The organism is Maribellus sp. CM-23 (assembly GCF_021354595.1).
Classification (GTDB): domain Bacteria; phylum Bacteroidota; class Bacteroidia; order Bacteroidales; family Prolixibacteraceae; genus Draconibacterium.
In genome coordinates, this window is the sequence record NZ_JADWYJ010000009.1 from 116,974 (window position 1) to 134,329 (window position 17,356).

At 42.7% G+C, this 17,356-nt stretch carries 15 protein-coding genes; 4 read left to right on the top strand and 11 right to left on the bottom strand.

From position 1 onward, the window contains the following. Nucleotides 1-67: 67 nt before the first annotated feature. From INQ51_RS21940 to secA, 9 genes are all read right to left on the bottom strand, one after another. Entirely contained in the window at nt 68-1,123 is a 1,056-nt protein-coding gene (locus INQ51_RS21940) for a FecR family protein (protein ID WP_233380135.1), read from the bottom strand. Between the two features lie 137 nt (nt 1,124-1,260). Beyond that, nucleotides 1,261-1,839, bottom strand: coding sequence for an RNA polymerase sigma factor (locus tag INQ51_RS21945; protein ID WP_262909977.1), 579 nt, complete (start codon nt 1,837-1,839; stop codon nt 1,261-1,263). A 506-nt stretch (nt 1,840-2,345) separates the two neighbouring features. After that, nucleotides 2,346-2,846 carry a hypothetical protein gene (locus INQ51_RS21950; protein WP_233380137.1) on the bottom strand — a complete coding sequence of 167 codons (501 nt, stop codon included), beginning with the start codon at nt 2,844-2,846 and terminating at the stop codon, nt 2,346-2,348. 16 nt (nt 2,847-2,862) lie between these two features. Further along, entirely contained in the window at nt 2,863-3,414 is a 552-nt protein-coding gene (locus INQ51_RS21955; RefSeq protein WP_233380138.1) for a PepSY-associated TM helix domain-containing protein, read from the bottom strand. Nucleotides 3,415-3,798: 384 nt separating this feature from the next. Next, the gene (locus INQ51_RS21960; protein ID WP_233380139.1) at nt 3,799-4,212 is read right to left on the bottom strand and encodes a DUF134 domain-containing protein; all 414 of its coding nucleotides are present in this window, start codon (nt 4,210-4,212) and stop codon (nt 3,799-3,801) included. A 2-nt stretch (nt 4,213-4,214) separates the two neighbouring features. After that, on the bottom strand, nt 4,215-5,285 hold the full coding sequence (gene aroC / locus INQ51_RS21965) for a chorismate synthase (RefSeq protein WP_233380140.1): 1,071 nt from the start codon (nt 5,283-5,285) through the stop codon (nt 4,215-4,217). Nucleotides 5,286-5,370: 85 nt separating this feature from the next. Further along, nucleotides 5,371-5,955: a peptidylprolyl isomerase gene (locus INQ51_RS21970; RefSeq protein ID WP_233380141.1), complete on the bottom strand. Its 585-nt coding sequence runs from the start codon at nt 5,953-5,955 to the stop codon at nt 5,371-5,373. 96 nt (nt 5,956-6,051) lie between these two features. Next, a complete protein-coding gene (gene lgt / locus INQ51_RS21975; protein WP_233380142.1) occupies nt 6,052-6,867 on the bottom strand; it encodes a prolipoprotein diacylglyceryl transferase in 816 nt (271 codons plus the stop codon). Between the two features lie 20 nt (nt 6,868-6,887). After that, nucleotides 6,888-10,208: a preprotein translocase subunit SecA gene (secA, locus tag INQ51_RS21980; RefSeq protein WP_233380143.1), complete on the bottom strand. Its 3,321-nt coding sequence runs from the start codon at nt 10,206-10,208 to the stop codon at nt 6,888-6,890. A gap of 211 nt (nt 10,209-10,419) precedes the next feature. On the opposite strand from secA, the gene INQ51_RS21985 reads away from it, so the two are divergent. After that, entirely contained in the window at nt 10,420-10,602 is a 183-nt protein-coding gene (locus tag INQ51_RS21985) for a hypothetical protein (protein WP_233380144.1), read from the top strand. 32 nt (nt 10,603-10,634) lie between these two features. Here INQ51_RS21985 and INQ51_RS21990 read toward each other — a convergent pair whose 3' ends face one another. Both INQ51_RS21990 and INQ51_RS21995 read right to left on the bottom strand, forming a co-directional pair. Beyond that, nucleotides 10,635-11,291 (bottom strand): LolA family protein, encoded by a 657-nt coding sequence (locus INQ51_RS21990; protein WP_233380145.1) that lies wholly within the window; start codon nt 11,289-11,291, stop codon nt 10,635-10,637. A 19-nt stretch (nt 11,292-11,310) separates the two neighbouring features. Next, on the bottom strand, nt 11,311-13,734 hold the full coding sequence (locus tag INQ51_RS21995) for an FtsK/SpoIIIE family DNA translocase (protein ID WP_233380146.1): 2,424 nt from the start codon (nt 13,732-13,734) through the stop codon (nt 11,311-11,313). A gap of 337 nt (nt 13,735-14,071) precedes the next feature. On the opposite strand from INQ51_RS21995, the gene arcC reads away from it, so the two are divergent. The 3 genes from arcC (at nt 14,072) to INQ51_RS22010 (ending at nt 16,971) form a co-directional block, all read left to right on the top strand. Then, nucleotides 14,072-15,025: a carbamate kinase gene (gene arcC, locus INQ51_RS22000; protein ID WP_233380147.1), complete on the top strand. Its 954-nt coding sequence runs from the start codon at nt 14,072-14,074 to the stop codon at nt 15,023-15,025. 50 nt (nt 15,026-15,075) lie between these two features. After that, nucleotides 15,076-16,071: an ornithine carbamoyltransferase gene (gene argF, locus INQ51_RS22005; protein ID WP_233380148.1), complete on the top strand. Its 996-nt coding sequence runs from the start codon at nt 15,076-15,078 to the stop codon at nt 16,069-16,071. A 303-nt stretch (nt 16,072-16,374) separates the two neighbouring features. After that, nucleotides 16,375-16,971: a c-type cytochrome gene (locus tag INQ51_RS22010; protein ID WP_233380149.1), complete on the top strand. Its 597-nt coding sequence runs from the start codon at nt 16,375-16,377 to the stop codon at nt 16,969-16,971. Nucleotides 16,972-17,356 lie beyond the last annotated feature (385 nt).

Consider the following 17,356-nt stretch of genomic DNA (forward strand, 5'->3'; position numbering starts at 1 on the left):
CCGTTGTTCTTCAAAGAATTAGTTAACTCATAGGCAATATAGTTTTAGTTATAATTTTAGAAATAAGCTATTTCTTGCTCGCAATTAATATTTTCTGTTTTTGGAAAGTTCCATCTGGATTTTTTGCTCTCGGTAATGCTCTGTATTCAATTGGTGTTGCTACCGATAGCAGATCAAGTATTTGAAATAGGGGTTCATCAACAAAGGTTACCGTATATTTATACTTCTCCACTCCGCTATCAACCTGTATTTCTACATTAAACATTCGACTCAACCTTTGGGCAACCTGATCTATCGGTTCATTTTCAAAAACAAGTTTGCCGTCTTTCCAGGCAATGTATCTCCCCACCTGTACCATCTCTGAATTCACAATACCCGTATTCTTTTCATATATCACCTGTTGGCCGGGTATTAGCTCTTTTAGTTTTTTTAAACTTCCGTTGCTCTGCTTTTCTTCAACCAACACTTTCCCTTCTATAAGAGTAGTTGCGATGTCATTACTTTCGGGGTAAGCATTAACATTGAAGATGGTGCCCAATGCTCTAACATCAATACCACCTGCAGTTACAACAAAAGGCTTATCCGGGGAGTGAGCTACATCAAAATAACCTTCTCCTGAAAGAACTACCCCGCGGGTATTTCCGACAAAGTTTTGTGGGTATTTTATTCGGCTACCATAATTGAGATGAACGATTGAACCGTCTGACAGCTCAACAACTGTTCGTGAACCAACCGGAGCAATAACTTCCAGTGAATCGACAGATACTGTTACTATTTGATTTGCTAATCTTGTATTTTCAGAAATAACATAAAACAAAAAGGCCAAAACAGGAAGCAAGATAAAAGCCGCTGCTTTTGATACCCAATGAATAATCCTTTTCGTTTTAAATTGAATTAGAAGTGGCTTCTCAAGATTTATTTTATGGTGAATCCGGTCAAGAAGAATATCCAGTTTTTCATCTGAAACAAGGCTTTCCTCGTCCTTAAACTGAGTCCAATCAGCGCGCAGCAAATCTTTACTGTCACTAAAAAATGATTGCTCTTTCATCCAATGAATAACCTGATCAACTTCTTGTGGCGTACACTGGTTATTCAAATATTTTTCCAATAGTTCTTTTGTCATTTTTCCTTTTGTAAACGGGGCCTCATTCTCCTAAGCTGAGGTTCCGAGAAACTAACTAAACTATCAATTCTTGATTTGTTTAATAGTTATACAACAAAGGAAACAGAATGGACTAACCGAAAATGATTTTTTTTAGGTTATAAAAACAAGCTAACAAATAAGCCGCTAATTACTAAACCATTATCAAGTCTCTTTTTTAGAAAAGAAAGTGTGGCTACCAGATGATTTTTTACAGTATTGGAAGAAATACCTAACTTTTCGGCTATTTCTTTATGACTTAATCCTTCCTCTCTACTCATCAGAAAAATCTCTTTTTGACGGGGGGACAATTCGTCCAACAAACCCTGAAACTTCTGCTTTAATTCTTTGTAATGAATTTCATCTGCTATTTCATAAGTTTCTTCAATTTGCTGAAGCGACTTTACATGCTCAAGGTATTTTTGTTCAGTAGCCCTTTTCTTTAGAAGATTTATTGTTTCATTATGGGCTATAGTGAATAGAAATGATTCAAAAGATGAATAAACATTTATTTTATCCCTGCTTTGCCAAATTTTAATGAATACCTCCTGAACGATTTCTTCCGTATCTGATTCTTGCTTTACATAACGGAAGACAAAGCCATACAATCTTCTGGAGTACTTTCTATAAATGACATCGAACGCTGACATGTCTCCTTTTTTCAGGAGTTTTACAAGTTCAGTATTTGAATAGGTCATCTCAAAAATTAGTTAAATAGTTTGTAGCTAGCGCTACAAAACTATAAATTTTATTTAAACAGATACGAGGAACTATTCAAGTAGTATGTTTAATGAATTGATCAAAGAAAAGCGTTCGCGGTTTAGGCTGTATGATTGTCTGTTTTATTAAGCCGTGTCTCTCAAAAGACAGTTCAAAAAAATTACTCATGTCAAGGGATATTGAAATCTCGCTTTAGCCCTAATCCAGGCATAACTTTGTTTCCCTTTAAATCTCACATCTTTATCTCTCCAGAGAATACAGAATTTAAAGAGAAACTTTATAGTGAACGGAATTTTTCGACTTCTGCAAAAAACTGGATTCATGAGCATAAGAAATCACAAACCCATTTTTCAGTCGACACAGAAAACCCCGGCCTATCGACCGGGGTGGAGAATCAAATAATAAATGAATGCGGTTATATCACTTTTTCAAATATCTAAATCAGTTTTGTTAGCCCAAACGGCTTTTAAGTGCTGATAAGACCTTACAGCTCTTTTACCTTCAGTCCTTCGATAAAAAATACCCGCTCAGCGGTAGCCTGGTTTTCAGCAATAATCTGATGAGCCTTTGCTGTTTCAGTATCTTCTTCAGCTTCTCCTTCGCCCGTACCATGTTCGGCACCAGGATTATGAGCGTCCGCCTCAGTTTTTACTTCTTTCAGAATGCCGGCTATTTCCAGTTCGCTTCCCATTTGTTCCTGGGTAAACGCACCTATTTTTTCCCCGGCTTCTATACGAATACTGATGTCTTCGCTACTTCCCATTAAAAAGCAGCGTTCGCCGCCATGCTGGCACACATGAAATACTGTTCCTTTTACGATAACTTCTTTATCCGCCAGTTCGGGAGCTTGTTGCAACAGCTCATCAACGGTTAATACAACTACCTCCATAGGAGCTTCTTCCGTTTTTACTGGCGCCTTTTTGGCTTGTTGTCCACATGCAAACACGATAAGGGCCAACATACTTAACATCGCGATTTTCTTCATAATCAGTTATTTTTGGTTAAATGTATAAAATTGCAAAAATTAAAGGTACGATAAAACCGGCAAGCGTCAACCACCAGCCCCAGCGGGTAAGGCCACGTTTCCCTTTTAATATAAACAGCCCCGAGATGGCTACAAACAAAAGAATAACAGCCATTAAGTCACTCACCCACTTCCAAACGGTTCCGAGCGTCGCCTTGTGCAGTTTATTCATTTCAAAAATTAATGGACGCCGTTGCAGGAACTGAAACCTGCCTTCTCCGGTTTCCGGATCCAATACAGCTTCACCACTTTCTATAAAAACCTTAATGTAGCCATCGTTATTGGTATAGTGTTTTTTATATGTCATCTCGTAAGGTAATCCGGATAAGATACTTCTGATGTCGTCAGCGTCATAAGTATCATCATCCTGAACCGGAAACCGGAAATCTTCAATAACGATGTTATAGTCGGGATTGAAATCGTGCCGGTGATTCAGAAAAATTCCTGACAGGGCATAAACGATGGTCATTCCTACAATAAAGTATCCTAAATCACGGTGAAGTATCCTTAAAAGCTTTCTAATTTTCATTGGTTTTTTCTTCCTTTCTTCAAGCAATCTTCGTAAACAATTGTATGACTGAAAGTTATACTCACTCATCAAATCAATTGCCTCCGAATTCCTGCTAAATAGTTAACGCACAAATATATATGATAAATGGCATAAGCAAATTTTTCGGAATACAAAAAAAAATAAAAAATAGTTTGGAATGAATTTAACTTACGAAAGCAGGATGAGCTAAGGGTTACATGGAATTTTAGAAAAAATAAAGGAGCAAAGTATCTCCTATTAGGTCATTTTGGTATTGACATGAAAGCTTATTCGTCGTAAATTGCAGCCGATCCTAGTGTACTAGGGCTCTGGTTTTATCACAACTTAATTGGGTACCTCCGGCTGTTGAGCCGGAGGTTTTTTTTAATCAGCAAAATATTCGTTTAGTGATATTATATCATCAGAACTACAAACCGGACAATTCTTTACTTCGTCGGAATAATCGCTAAAACTGGCTTTACAAGCGTTGCATTTATACCAGTTTTTATCAAAGTAAACGTCTCCGCCCCGGAAGATCAAATCTCTTCCTTCAACAAATGCAGTAGCTACTTTATGCCGCGCTTCTTCGTAGATACGCGTCAGTGTCGGACGGGAAACATCCATATATACCGCTGCTTCCTCCTGTGTCAGATTTTGGTAATCGAGCAAACGAATCGCCTCATACTCTTCAAGATGAAGTATTACCTCGTTTGATTTTCGTCCGCGAATACCATAAACCGACATTCCCTTAATTACCGGCGGGACCTGAATCCTCCTGTTTCTTTTTCTTCTGGGCATAGTTACATATTTGTTTTATTCAGTAAATAGTGGTCAACTAAAACAAGTGCCGCCATTGCTTCAACAATGGGGACTGCACGTGGCAACACACAGGGATCGTGTCTTCCTTTTGGATTGATCGTGGTTTCCTCATTGGCACGGTCAACCGTGTTTTGCTCTTTTAACAAGGTTGCGATCGGTTTAAACGCCACCCTGCAATAAATGTCTTCGCCGTTGGAGATGCCTCCCTGAATGCCTCCTGAGTTGTTGGTCTTGGTTCGGATACCATTCTCGGTCTTAACAAAAATATCGTTGTGCTCCGAACCGCTTAATTTTGTTCCTTCAAAACCGGAACCATACTCAAAACCTTTTACGGCATTTATGCCGAGCATGGCAAATCCCAAATCAGCATGTAGTTTATTAAAAACCGGCTCTCCCCAACCTGCCGGAACTCCTGTCGCCACTGCGGTAATTACTCCGCCAACTGTATCGTGGTCTTTCCCTGCCTGAACAATACGGGCAATCATTTCTTCCGCCACTTCCGGGTCGGGACAACGGACAATGTTTTCTTCCGTTTTTGTCAGGTCCAGTTCAAGATACGATTTATTTAGCTGAACTTCGCCAACCTGTGAAACAAAAGCTTGAATATGTACACCAGCTTTTGCAAGGATCTGCTTGGCAATGGCACCGGCCACTACACGGGCAATAGTTTCGCGTGCCGAAGACCTGCCACCTCCGCGGTGATCACGTGTTCCGTATTTTTGAATGTAGGTGTAATCAGCATGAGACGGACGGTACACATCTTTCAGATCGTTGTAATCGTTCGAATGCTGGTCTTTGTTCCAAACCGCAAATGCAATCGGCGTTCCCTGCGTTTTACCTTCAAAAATACCCGACAGGAACTCCACCTGGTCCGGTTCTTTTCGCTGGGTAGTAATTTTCGACTGCCCCGGCCTTCTTCTCGATAAATCTAGTTGAATTAACTCTACATCGATTTCCAGCCCGGCAGGACAACCGTCAATTATGCCTCCAATTCCCCTGCCATGAGATTCGCCAAACGATGTTAAACGAAATAAATGTCCAAATGTGTTCATACTGTATGCAAAAAACCCTGTCCTCTTATACGTGTTAAGAAAACAGGGTTAAAGATATTAAATTGAACTAATTCTGAAAACTATGTTAGCATCCGCAACCACATCCGCCGCCATTACTTTCAGTACCACATCCGCCGGAGCCGCAACCGCCTCCGTCGCCACTGCCACATCCGCAGCTTCCGCCACCGGAAAGTATTTGTGCCACTTCTTCGTCAGAAGCTTCGCGCACTTCAACAACTTTACCGGTAAAGAAAAGATCTTCGCCTGCCAGCGGGTGGTTAAAATCCATTTTTACGGTTTCATCGGTCACTTCAAGCACCAAACCATTCAGACGTTGGCCGTTGCTGCTCATCATCGGAACAGTATTGCCTTCCTGAATCAGTTCTGAATCAAATTCACCATTTACCAGGAAAACGCTTTTAGGCAGTTCAACAATTGCATCGTTGTTCACTTCACCATAAGCATCGGTACTTCCCAGTTTAATTTCAAACGGATCATCTGTTTTCAAACCTACCAACTCCGTTTCAAATTTGGGCAGCATCATTCCTGCACCATATAAAAACTGTAACGGATTTTCGAGGGTAGCGCTTTCCACCAGTTCCCCATTCTCGTCGTCAATACGAAGATCGTATGTCAACGTAACCATTTTATATTTTCCTATCTCTACCATATTCCTGAAATTTCTGAATGTTGTGCAAATTAAATCTTTTTTATCAGTCGCAACAAAACACCTTACAGTATTTTATTCAATATTAACAAATAATTATCAACGATTGTTAAACACCACTTCCGGTTTTTTAATGGCCCTGATAACCAGAGTTAATCCTATCATTACGAAAGGCACACTGAGCCACTGCCCCATGTTTAACATCATACCTGCTTCAAAAGCCTCCTGGTCTTCTTTGATGAACTCGATAAAGAACCTGGCTGTGAAGATTAAAATAAAGAAAGCTCCGAGCAGTAAGCCGGGTCTGTTCTTGGAACTGGTTTTCCGGTATAAAAACATTAATATTCCAAAACTCAACAGGTATGCCAAGGCTTCGTAGATCTGAGTGGGGTGCTTGGCAAATTCCTCGCCGTTGCGCTCAAAAATAAAGCCCCAGGGCAAGCTGGTTTGAATTCCGTAAATTTCGGAGTTCATCAGGTTTCCTGTGCGGATAAAGGCCGCTACCAAGGCTGTTGGAACCACAATCCGGTCAAGCGTCCAAAGCATGGTACGCTTAGTTACTAAACGCGAATGAATGTACATTGCCAACAGAATACCGATGGCTCCTCCATGACTGGCCAAACCTCCGTGCCATACTTTTATAATTTCGCCCGGGTGCTGCGAGTAGTAATCCCATCCGTAAAAAAACACATGGCCCAAACGCGCTCCCACAATCGTTGCAATAATGATGTAGAAAAACAGGCTGTCAATCCATTTCTGGCTAACATTTTCCGATTTCAGCATTCGCTCGCCAATGGAGTATCCCAGCAGAAAACCACCGGCAAACAGCAGTCCGTACCAGCGAACCGACAATGACCCCAGGTGAAATATTTCGGGATTGACATTCCAGTGAATAAAATTTAAAATATATGTCATTTCGTGTTTCGTTCTTTAGTTTATGCCTCGCCCCTTCCGTGACATTGTTTGTATTTTTTTCCGCTGCCACACGGACAAGGGTCGTTTCGCCCCACACGTTTCTCTACGGTTACCGGCTGAGGCCTGGAGCGTTCCTGCGTTTGCGTATTGGCACCTTCCATTGGGTTTTCAGCTCCCGGAAGCTCTGATTTCTGCGTTCTGTAACGGCTCATATCCGTACGTTTTCGAGCCTCTGCTTCCCGCACCTGATCGGGGCTTTGAATTGGAATCTGTCCTTTCATCAGGGAGGAAACCACCTGTTTGTTCACTTTGTTAACCAGCTCTTTGAATAGGTTGAACGACTCAAACTTATAGATCAACAACGGATCTTTTTGCTCGTAAGTGGCATTTTGTACCGATTGTTTCAGATCGTCCATCTCTCTTAGCTGTTCTTTCCAGCCTTCATCGATGGTATTCAAAACAATCTGTTTCTGGTACGATTTTACCAGTTCTTTACCGTTATTATTGTACGCCTTTTCAAGGTTGCAAATAATCTGGAAAATTCGTTTTCCGTCGGTAATCGGCACTACAATATTCTTGTAAACCTCTTTTTTGGTTTCGTATACATTTTTAATAACCGGGAATGCCTGTTTTGAAATCCCTTCCACTTTCCGGTTATAGCCGCTGATCATTTTCTCGTAAATACGATCCGTCACTTCACTTGCGCTCAGTTTTTTGAACTCTTCCTCGTTCACCGGCGACTCCATCGACAGCAGGCGCATCAGCTCCATGTTGTAATCGTCGAAAAGATCGGAACCGTGATACTGATTTACGATTTCTTCCACTGAATCATACATCATGTTCAGTACATCCACTTCCAAACGTTCGCCAAACAAAGCGTGTTTACGTTTCTTGTAAATAACTTCACGCTGCGAGTTCATCACATCGTCGTATTCCAGCAGTCGCTTACGAATACCGAAGTTGTTCTCTTCCACCTTTTTCTGTGCCCGTTCGATCGATTTGGAGATCATCGAATGCTGGATCACTTCGCCTTCTTCCAGGCCAAGACGGTCCATTACCCCGGAAATACGATCGGAACCAAACAAACGCATCAGATCGTCTTCCAACGAAACATAGAACTGAGAAGAACCGGGGTCTCCCTGACGACCGGCACGACCACGCAACTGACGGTCAACGCGTCGTGAATCGTGGCGCTCCGTTCCGATGATGGCCAAACCTCCGGCAGCTTTTACTTCATCCGTCAGCTTAATGTCGGTACCACGACCTGCCATGTTAGTAGCAATCGTAACCGTTCCTTTTTTACCGGCTTCGGCAACAATGTCAGCTTCCCGCGCATGTAATTTTGCGTTCAAAACATTGTGCTGAATACCTTTTATCTTTAACATACGGCTAAGCAATTCCGAAATCTCTACCGAAGTTGTACCAACCAGCACCGGTCTTCCGGCATTGTGAAGTTTTACGATTTCATCGGTAACCGCATTGTATTTTTCACGTTTTGTTTTGTATACCAAGTCCTGGTAGTCTTTACGAACAATCGGACGGTTGGTAGGAATAACCACTACCTCTAATTTGTAGATGTCCCAGAATTCACCTGCTTCAGTCTCGGCAGTACCGGTCATACCGGCCAGTTTGTGATACATCCTGAAGTAGTTCTGAAGTGTAATCGTTGCGAAGGTCTGGGTAGCCGCTTCCACTTTCACGCGTTCTTTCGCTTCAATGGCCTGATGCAGCCCATCGGAATAACGACGGCCTTCCATAATACGACCGGTTTGCTCGTCAACGATTTTTACCTTGTTGTCGATCACCACGTATTCCACATCGCGTTCAAACATGGTGTATGCTTTGAACAACTGGTTGATGGTGTGAACACGTTCTGATTTTATGGCATAATCCTGCAACAATCTATCTTTCTCCTCTTGCAAAGCTTCGGGTGCAAGTCCTTTGCTATCGAGTTCCGCCATACGGCTTCCCATATCGGGCAACACAAAGAACTCCGGATCTTCCATTCCTTGTGAAATCAGATCGATACCGATGTCAGTCAGCTCCACCGAATTCTGCTTTTCTTCAATAATGAAATACAGCGGATCGGTTACAATGTGCATGTTTTTGCTGTTCTCCTGCATGTAGAAGTTCTCCGTTTTCTGAAGAACAGCCCGCATTCCCTCTTCGCTCAGGAATTTGATCAGCGATTTATTTTTTGGTAAACCTTTGTGTGCACGAAGCAACAACAGTCCGCCTTCTTTCTTCTCGTCGTTGGTGGCATCCGGCTTGGTCAGCAACCTTTTGGCATCGATGAACACTTTGTTGACCAAATCGCGCTGTGCTTTGTACAGCTTTTCAACATAGCCTTTCAGTTCTTCAAACTGCTGGTTTTCTCCTTTCGGAACCGGACCTGAAATGATCAACGGCGTACGCGCATCGTCAACCAAAACCGAGTCGACCTCATCCACAATCGCATACTGGTGTTTGCGTTGCACCAGGTCTTCCGGATTAATGGCCATGTTGTCGCGCAGGTAGTCGAAACCAAATTCGTTGTTGGTACCGAATGTAATATGGGCATTGTATGCTTTCCGGCGCGATTCGGAGTTCGGTTGGTGCTTGTCGATACAATCAACCGACAAACCATGAAACTCATAAATCGGGCCCATCCACTCGGCGTCACGTTTCGACAGGTAGTCGTTCACCGTCACCACGTGAACACCTTTTCCGGTTAAAGCATTCAGAAATACGGGCAAAGTAGCCACCAATGTTTTTCCTTCACCGGTTGCCATCTCAGCAATGTTTCCCTGGTGCAGCACCACTCCGCCAATCAGCTGAACATCGTAATGAATCATGTTCCAGGTGGTAGGATTACCTCCAGCCAGCCAGGTATTGCTCCACAGTGCTTTTTCGCCTTTTATAACAATACTGTCGCGCTGGGCAGCCAGGTCTTTGTCAAAATCATTGGCAGTAACCTCCAATTCCGAATTTTCAGCAAAACGGCGTGCCGTATCTTTTACCACCGCAAAAGCTGTCGGGAGAATTTCATTTAAAACCTCTTCCAGTTTTTCATCAATTTTCTCTTCCAGCTTATCAATTCGTTCATATATCTTTTCAGTATCCTGAATATCGACTTCCTCAACCTCAATCTTCAAAGCGGCAATTTCATCTTCTTCGGGCTTAACACGATCGGCAATGATTCTTTTCAGTTTCGCTGATTCTTCCCGTAATCCGTCGTTACTAAGCTTTGTTATCCGTTCAAATTCTTCTTTGATTTGGTTGACGATCGGAGTGATCTCTTTTATATCTCTTTCTGATTTATTTCCTAGGATTTTTCCCAGAATTTTAGTTACAAATGCCATGTTGTTTCTTATTGATCTTTAAAAATAAAGCTCCGCAAATTTAAATTAAAAGTACAGGCTATAAAAACTATTGTTACACTTATTTATAATAATCGTGCCATTCACTTTGCCTGCCATTTGCACGACAAGATTACCGATATACCTCAAATAATCTGACATAACAGGTAAAGTTTTACGCAGTTTAATATTTTTGCTGGCACATATTTACACAATGGGAACATTAAATACAAGATGTTTTGTTTGCAAAAAAGCGATCACTCCGGAAACGTCCACTCTAAATCCAGTTGTTAACTTACCGATTTGCGAAAAATGCAAAGGGACCGACGCCGAACAAAAAGAAGAAAAAGACGTGCTCGACAGCCTGGCGGATGGCTTTGTTTGCGGATGCATCTGATGAAAACAAAAAAAGCTGTGAAATCACAGCTTCTATCTTAAATCAATTTCTTCTACGTCTGCGTGCTTGCTTTTGTCAAACACAAATTCAGCGTCAGTGAAACTCTTGTTCGTTTCGAGCTTGTTTATCACAATTCCATACAGATTTTCATCGGTACCGTACAATGTAGCAGAATTAAGCATCATCGTTGCTTTGTCAACAAACACATCTATTTTTTCTACCTGAAATTCATCCGAATCCGGGAAAAGCTCAATCTCGTAAAGGGTTTTGCTACCCTCCTTCTTTTCAGCAATAAATTTGGAACGAAAACCACGCTCGTATATACTGAAAATAGAAGACGGATCCATTAGCTCGCTTCCGGCATCTTCCACATTGGTAATCGTTACCTGATTACCCTCTTTCATATAATTCCAGATGGTTTCACCATTAGAATAAATTTCTAACCCGGCCCCCGGCAGACTCACCATGTATTTTTGTCCTTTTACTTTAATTGTGCCGTTATTCTTTTCGTTGATGTCCATTTCCTTGTTCACCATCGAAAAAACAAAATCAGCCGACATGCTGGTAAAGGTTTTTGTTTTGGCACTTACCTGGTCAAGTATTTCTTTTGCTTTTGCGTCGGTTTGAGCATACAGCGTTACTGTAGCTCCCAAAACGATGGCAAACACCATCCCCCATTTTCTCTTCATATCCTTTATTAAATTTTGGCTATAAGTTATTCAATAATTGTTCCAAACTGTATTCGTCGGAAATTAACACCTGACGTGCTTTACTCCCTTCACTTGGGCCGACAATACCGGCAGCTTCGAGTTGATCCATCAAACGTCCGGCACGGTTGTAACCGATTGCAAAACGGCGCTGAATCATGGAAGTAGATCCCATCTGGTTCATCACCACCACACGGGCGGCATCGTCAAACAGATCGTCGCGGTTATTCAGGTCCACATCTCCCGGACCGGGTTCATCGTCACCAACGTATTCAGGCAGCAGGAAGGCCGTAGGATAGCCCCGCTGATCGCCAATAAAAGCACATATTTTTTCCACTTCGGGAGTATCAACAAAAGCACACTGAACACGTGTGATTTCACTGCCTGAAGCAATCAGCATATCTCCTTTTCCGATCAACTGGTTGGCTCCCGGGGTATCCAGAATGGTGCGCGAGTCGATCATCGATGCCACCTTGAAAGCGATCCTTGCCGGGAAGTTGGCCTTAATCACACCCGTAATAATATTGGTTGACGGGCGCTGTGTCGCAATAATCATGTGAATCCCCACCGCACGTGCCAGCTGGGCAATACGCGCAATCGGCAATTCGATTTCCTTACCGGCAGTCATAATCAAATCGGCAAATTCGTCGATGATCACCACAATGTAAGGCATGAATTTGTGCCCTTTTTCCGGATTCAAACGCCGGCTGATAAATTTCTTATTGTACTCTTTGATGTTTCGGGCATGCGCAGCTTTTAACAGATCGTAGCGCGCATCCATCTCAATGTTTACTGAATTCAGCGTATTTTTTACTTTCTGAATATCAGTAATTACCGCTTCTTCTGTATCCGGAAGTTTCGCCAGGTAGTGTTTTTCGATCACCGAGTAGATGTTTAATTCCACTTTTTTCGGGTCGATAAAAACAAACTTAAGCTGAGACGGGTGCTTTTTATACAGCAAGGAAGTGATAATCACATTCACCCCCACCGATTTCCCCTGACCAGTAGCACCGGCTACCAGAATATGTGGCATTTTGGCCAGGTCGAACATATAGGTTTCGTTCGAAATGGTTTTCCCCATGGCAACAGGCAGCTCGGCCGTACTTTCCTGGAATTTTTTGGAACGAACGATGGAATGCATCGAAACTACTTCGGGATGCTGATTCGGCACCTCAATACCAATGGTTCCGCGACCCGGAATAGGTGCAATAATACGGATACCCAACGCAGACAAGCTCAGTGCGATGTCGTCTTCCAGGTTTTTTATTTTGGATATTCGCACACCCGGCGCCGGAACAATCTCATAAAGCGTAATGGTCGGTCCGATGGTTGCACGTATCTTGGTAATTTCAATCTTATAATGACGCAGGGTTTCAACAATCTTGTTTTTGTTGGCCACCAATTCTTCCTGCTTCACTTCAGCATTATCGAATTTATGGTCTTCCAGCAATTCGAGCGTCGGGAACTTATAGCTTGCCAAATCCAAAGTAGGATCGTAATCCTCCAATTCTTCCGGCTCAATTTCATCCACTTCTTCTTCCTTTATCTTGGGCTCAACGTGAAGGCTTAGTTCCTCCTCAGCTTCCTCTTCAAAAGGTTCTTCTTCTGCAACTACCTCCTCTGGCTCTTCTTTTTGCTCCACCTCAAAATCTTCGTCACCGTCTGGCTCAAAAATAGCCCGAACCACGTCGTCTTCACCAATTACAGTCGAAATATCATCATGCCCCACTATTTCATCTTCCTTCTCTTCTTCAAAAGGTTCCAGGTCATCGTCTTCTTCCTCATTTGCCAAAGGCTTTTGTTTTGGCTTTTGTTTCAGCAGGTTTTTCAAAAACTCGTAAGCTTTATCGAAACGCACTACCACATACACCAACCCGATGATCAATAAAATAAGAGCCATACCGATAATACCTACGAGCGAACGCAGCCAGTTACTCAGGATAAAACCGTAATGTCCGCCCGGGTAAAGGAAAGAATCGGCACCCGTTTTATTGAAGATAAAGCCAAGCGTCAGCGAAAGCCAAATAATGATCAGCAAACTATCGAGCATGTGCTGGCGGTAACGCGCAATGCTTCGTCCCAGAATTTTCAGGCCGGTTAATGCCGCCATGTAAATAAAAAGAAACGAAGCAAGGCCAAAGCCTCCGTTAATGATCTTCTCCGAAAGAAGCGCCCCCACTTTCATACCGCTGTTTCGTACATTTTTGGAAGAGTCGAACAAAAACTCTTTCCAGGGCGCATCCATAATACTCTGGTCTGCAGCGCCGTAAAATAAAAACGAAACAAAAGAGATCAGCAAAAATGCTGAAAAACTCAAAAGAAATATTCCGAGTATAAAGTGAAATTTTTCATTCCGAAACCAGAATTTCTTTTTCCCGGTAGATTTTGTTTTTGATTTTGAAGACTTTTTTCGTCTAAATGCCATGGAGTCCTTTTTTCAATTGTGTGCAAATTTAGTTAAAAAATATCAGCCGTCCCCTTCTCTTTCTCCCTCAATAAATAAATCATATTAAGATCAAACTGTTAACAAATTAACCCGGGATTATTTGAATTTGAAAGTGAGATAAATACCTGTTTTTCAATTTTAAATCACGCTTAGCGATTAGCTGTTGTATAATATGCCCGGTCAGCCAAAAAACGTAAGAACGATCAGATTTATTTCGCGCTTGATTTTTTAAGTTTACCCATGACGCGCAATTGTTTTCAATCCGATGCTACCGGAACCAAAACAGACGTCGTTAAAAACTAAAACCGTAAACAAAATGAACAGACTGGCAGTAGTGGCCCTGGGAGGCAATGCGCTTTCGAGGGGCTCTGAAGACGGCACCATCGAGCAACAGGAAAAAAACTCGACCGACACACTTGAAAACCTGGTATATCTGATCAAAGAAGGCTACGACCTGGTAATTACACATGGCAACGGTCCGCAGGTAGGAAATATACTAATGCGAAACGATGCCGGGGAACAACTTTATAAAATTGCCCCCATGCCACTCGACGTGTGTGTGGCCGACTCGCAGGGCGGAATCGGATACATGCTCGAACGCATGCTCCGGAATGTTTTGAACAAACACGGGATCAACAAAAATGTGGTTACCCTGGTAACCCTGGTGGAGGTAAGCCCCGATGATCCGGCATTTAATAATCCTTCCAAACGAATCGGGAAAATCTACCAAAAAGAAGAAGCCGACCAACTGGCACAGCAAAAAGGCTGGATTTTTAAACCTACCGACAAAGTAGCGGGAGGTTACCGCAGAGTGGTTTCGTCACCCATGCCCATCGATATTGTGAACAAAGAAATGATCGAGATGCTGACAAGAGCAGGCAACATTGTAATTGCAGCCGGTGGCGGTGGCATTCCCATTTACTACGACGAAAACAGGGATGTCCGCACACTGGATGCCGTAATCGACAAAGACATGGCCTCAAGCCTGCTGGCCGTCAACATCAATGCCGATGAATTGTACATCCTCACCGATGTATCGTTCATCTTTAAAGATTATGGAAAACCAACCCAGGAAAAACTCGAATTTTTGAATTATGCCGACACCATAAAACACCTCGAAAATGGTACTTTTGCTGAAGGCACTATGGAACCCAAAATCCGCGCCTGTCTCCATTTTATTGAAAAAGGCGGAAGCAAAAGCGTGATTACGGAAGCCACCAAGCTTGAGGACCGCTCGTACGGATCTAAAATAACCATGGAATACGATTAGTTTAAAGCGAAATAAGAAGTAATCAAAATAAAGCATAAAAGCAGAACAACATGATCAATCTGAAAAACCGTAATTTTTTAAAATTACTCGACTTCACCCCCGATGAAATCCGTTATCTGATCGACCTTTCCGGTCAATTAAAAAGCGACAAGTATAACGGAAAAGAGCAACAGCATTTAAAAGGAAAAAACATAGCGCTGATTTTCGAAAAATCATCTACACGTACGCGTTGCGCTTTCGAAGTGGCTGCCTACGACCAGGGAGCCTGCGTTACCTACCTCGGACCTTCGGGCTCGCAAATTGGCAACAAGGAATCGATGAAAGACACAGCCCGTGTTTTGGGACGCATGTACGATGGCATTGAATACCGCGGCTTCGGGCAAAACATTGTGGAAGAACTCGGAAAATATGCGGGTGTTCCTGTATGGAACGGACTTACCAACGAGTTTCATCCCACTCAAATTCTGGCTGATTTTCTGACCATGAAGGAACATTCAGACAAACCGCTGTCAGAAATAAAATTCTGCTACCTTGGCGATGCCCGTAACAACATGGGTAACTCGCTCATGGTGGGAGCCGCTAAACTGGGAATGGATTTCAGGGCTGCTGCACCGCAAAAATGCCAGCCGTCAACCGAATTGCAGGAACAATGCAGAGAAATTGCGAAAGAAACCGGCGCCAAAATACTGGTTACCGACAAGGTTGAAGAAGCTGTAAAAGACTGCGACTTTCTGTACACTGACGTTTGGGTATCAATGGGCGAGCCCGACGAAGTTTGGGCCGAACGCATTAAACTGCTTTTGCCTTACCAGATCAACCAGCAAACCATGGAGCTCACCGGGAACCCAAATGTGAAGTTCTTGCATTGCCTTCCTGCATTTCATAACCGCGAAACCAAGGTGGGTGAAGAAATCTACCAGAAATTTGGCTTAGAGGCCATGGAAGTCAGCGAAGAGGTGTTTGAAAGCCCGGCTTCTGTTGTGTTCGACGAGGCAGAGAACAGAATGCACACCATAAAAGCAGTTATGGTGGCCACGCTCGGATAAAGCAAAACGACCACATAGCGAAAAGCACTTCGAATTTACGAGGTGCTTTTTTTTATGCCTGAATCCCCAAATGCCAGAATACTTTCTTGCGAAAAGATACTGAAGATCACAGCTCGTCTTATATTCCATTGTACTCACCACTTCCTCTTGTTTATTTTGGATGCATTGTTTGATTTAAGATAATTATGTCGTAAATTTTCATGCTCATAATGAGAAGAATACAGCTTCTGCAACCAAAATCAACTCGCTTTTACGGTTAGAAAGTAACGTTATTGAATATTATTTTAACTAAAAGATCAAACTATGAGAATGAAAGATTCTACTACTTTTTTACTGGGAGTGTTTTGCATGGCAGTATTGGCTGTTTCCTGCAACAATGCACCCAAAACAACCGAAGAAGCCGAAGCTGCACACATGTTAACCGGCGATGAACTGGTAAAACGGGGCGAATACCTGGTAACAAGTATGGGATGCCACGATTGTCACTCACCCAAAAAACCGGGAACGCATGGTCTGGAGTTGATTCCGGAAGTGATGCTGTCAGGTTTTCAGGCTGACAATCCGCCCATGGTGACAGACACCTCGCTGACCAACAAAGGATTTGCGATCTTCTATCCCGACCTCACTGCCACAGCAGGCCCCTGGGGAATATCGTATGCTGCCAATCTTACGCCGGATGTAACCGGAATTGGCACCTGGACAGAAGAGCAGTTCAAAAAAGCACTCACCCAGGGAAAGTTCAAAGGACTTGATGGAGCCCGCACACTGCTACCTCCAATGCCCTGGTTTAATTTTTCTCAACTTACCGATCAGGATGTAAAAGCAATCTTTGCCTATTTAAAAAGCATACCGCCGGTGCGCAATGTTGTTCCGGCCCCTGTTCCGCCAAACGAAATGTAACACTTAACTGAATGCTGAAAAGTCATCCGATAGCCGGGTGGCTTTTTTTCTGAAAGTCTAACGGACATTTTAATTTATACCCATCCTCTCTTCCTTCCCTACAAATATGGAAGCCTGCCTGCGGTAGGCAGGGACGATTGTCAGGTTGTTCAAAGCAGATTGAAATCTAGTATTTTGCCAGTCGTTTCTTTTGAAGACCGATCGACGCTGTCCCAAAAGTCAAATTATTTTAAAAGAAACTTACAATTTATGATCGACTTTCATTTTGACTCGTCCTAAAAAAAGTTTACAGGTTATAACTCCAAATTTATTTGTTTTCTGTAATAGTTCTTCCATCTTTTTTTGATGGTTATTCCTTTGATGAGATGTACTTGAGTTGGAGTAA

What these genes read in the sequence shown, in the direction of transcription:
- INQ51_RS21940 (WP_233380135.1), bottom strand. Translation starts at nt 1,123, where the DNA reads ATGACAAAAGAACTATTGGAAAAATATTTGAATAACCAGTGTACGCCA.
- INQ51_RS21945 (WP_262909977.1), bottom strand. Translation starts at nt 1,839, where the DNA reads ATGACCTATTCAAATACTGAACTTGTAAAACTCCTGAAAAAAGGAGAC.
- INQ51_RS21950 (WP_233380137.1), bottom strand. Translation starts at nt 2,846, where the DNA reads ATGAAGAAAATCGCGATGTTAAGTATGTTGGCCCTTATCGTGTTTGCA.
- INQ51_RS21955 (WP_233380138.1), bottom strand. Translation starts at nt 3,414, where the DNA reads ATGAAAATTAGAAAGCTTTTAAGGATACTTCACCGTGATTTAGGATAC.
- INQ51_RS21960 (WP_233380139.1), bottom strand. Translation starts at nt 4,212, where the DNA reads ATGCCCAGAAGAAAAAGAAACAGGAGGATTCAGGTCCCGCCGGTAATT.
- aroC (WP_233380140.1), bottom strand. Translation starts at nt 5,285, where the DNA reads ATGAACACATTTGGACATTTATTTCGTTTAACATCGTTTGGCGAATCT.
- INQ51_RS21970 (WP_233380141.1), bottom strand. Translation starts at nt 5,955, where the DNA reads ATGGTAGAGATAGGAAAATATAAAATGGTTACGTTGACATACGATCTT.
- lgt (WP_233380142.1), bottom strand. Translation starts at nt 6,867, where the DNA reads ATGACATATATTTTAAATTTTATTCACTGGAATGTCAATCCCGAAATA.
- secA (WP_233380143.1), bottom strand. Translation starts at nt 10,208, where the DNA reads ATGGCATTTGTAACTAAAATTCTGGGAAAAATCCTAGGAAATAAATCA.
- INQ51_RS21985 (WP_233380144.1), top strand. Translation starts at nt 10,420, where the DNA reads ATGGGAACATTAAATACAAGATGTTTTGTTTGCAAAAAAGCGATCACT.
- INQ51_RS21990 (WP_233380145.1), bottom strand. Translation starts at nt 11,291, where the DNA reads ATGAAGAGAAAATGGGGGATGGTGTTTGCCATCGTTTTGGGAGCTACA.
- INQ51_RS21995 (WP_233380146.1), bottom strand. Translation starts at nt 13,734, where the DNA reads ATGGCATTTAGACGAAAAAAGTCTTCAAAATCAAAAACAAAATCTACC.
- arcC (WP_233380147.1), top strand. Translation starts at nt 14,072, where the DNA reads ATGAACAGACTGGCAGTAGTGGCCCTGGGAGGCAATGCGCTTTCGAGG.
- argF (WP_233380148.1), top strand. Translation starts at nt 15,076, where the DNA reads ATGATCAATCTGAAAAACCGTAATTTTTTAAAATTACTCGACTTCACC.
- INQ51_RS22010 (WP_233380149.1), top strand. Translation starts at nt 16,375, where the DNA reads ATGAGAATGAAAGATTCTACTACTTTTTTACTGGGAGTGTTTTGCATG.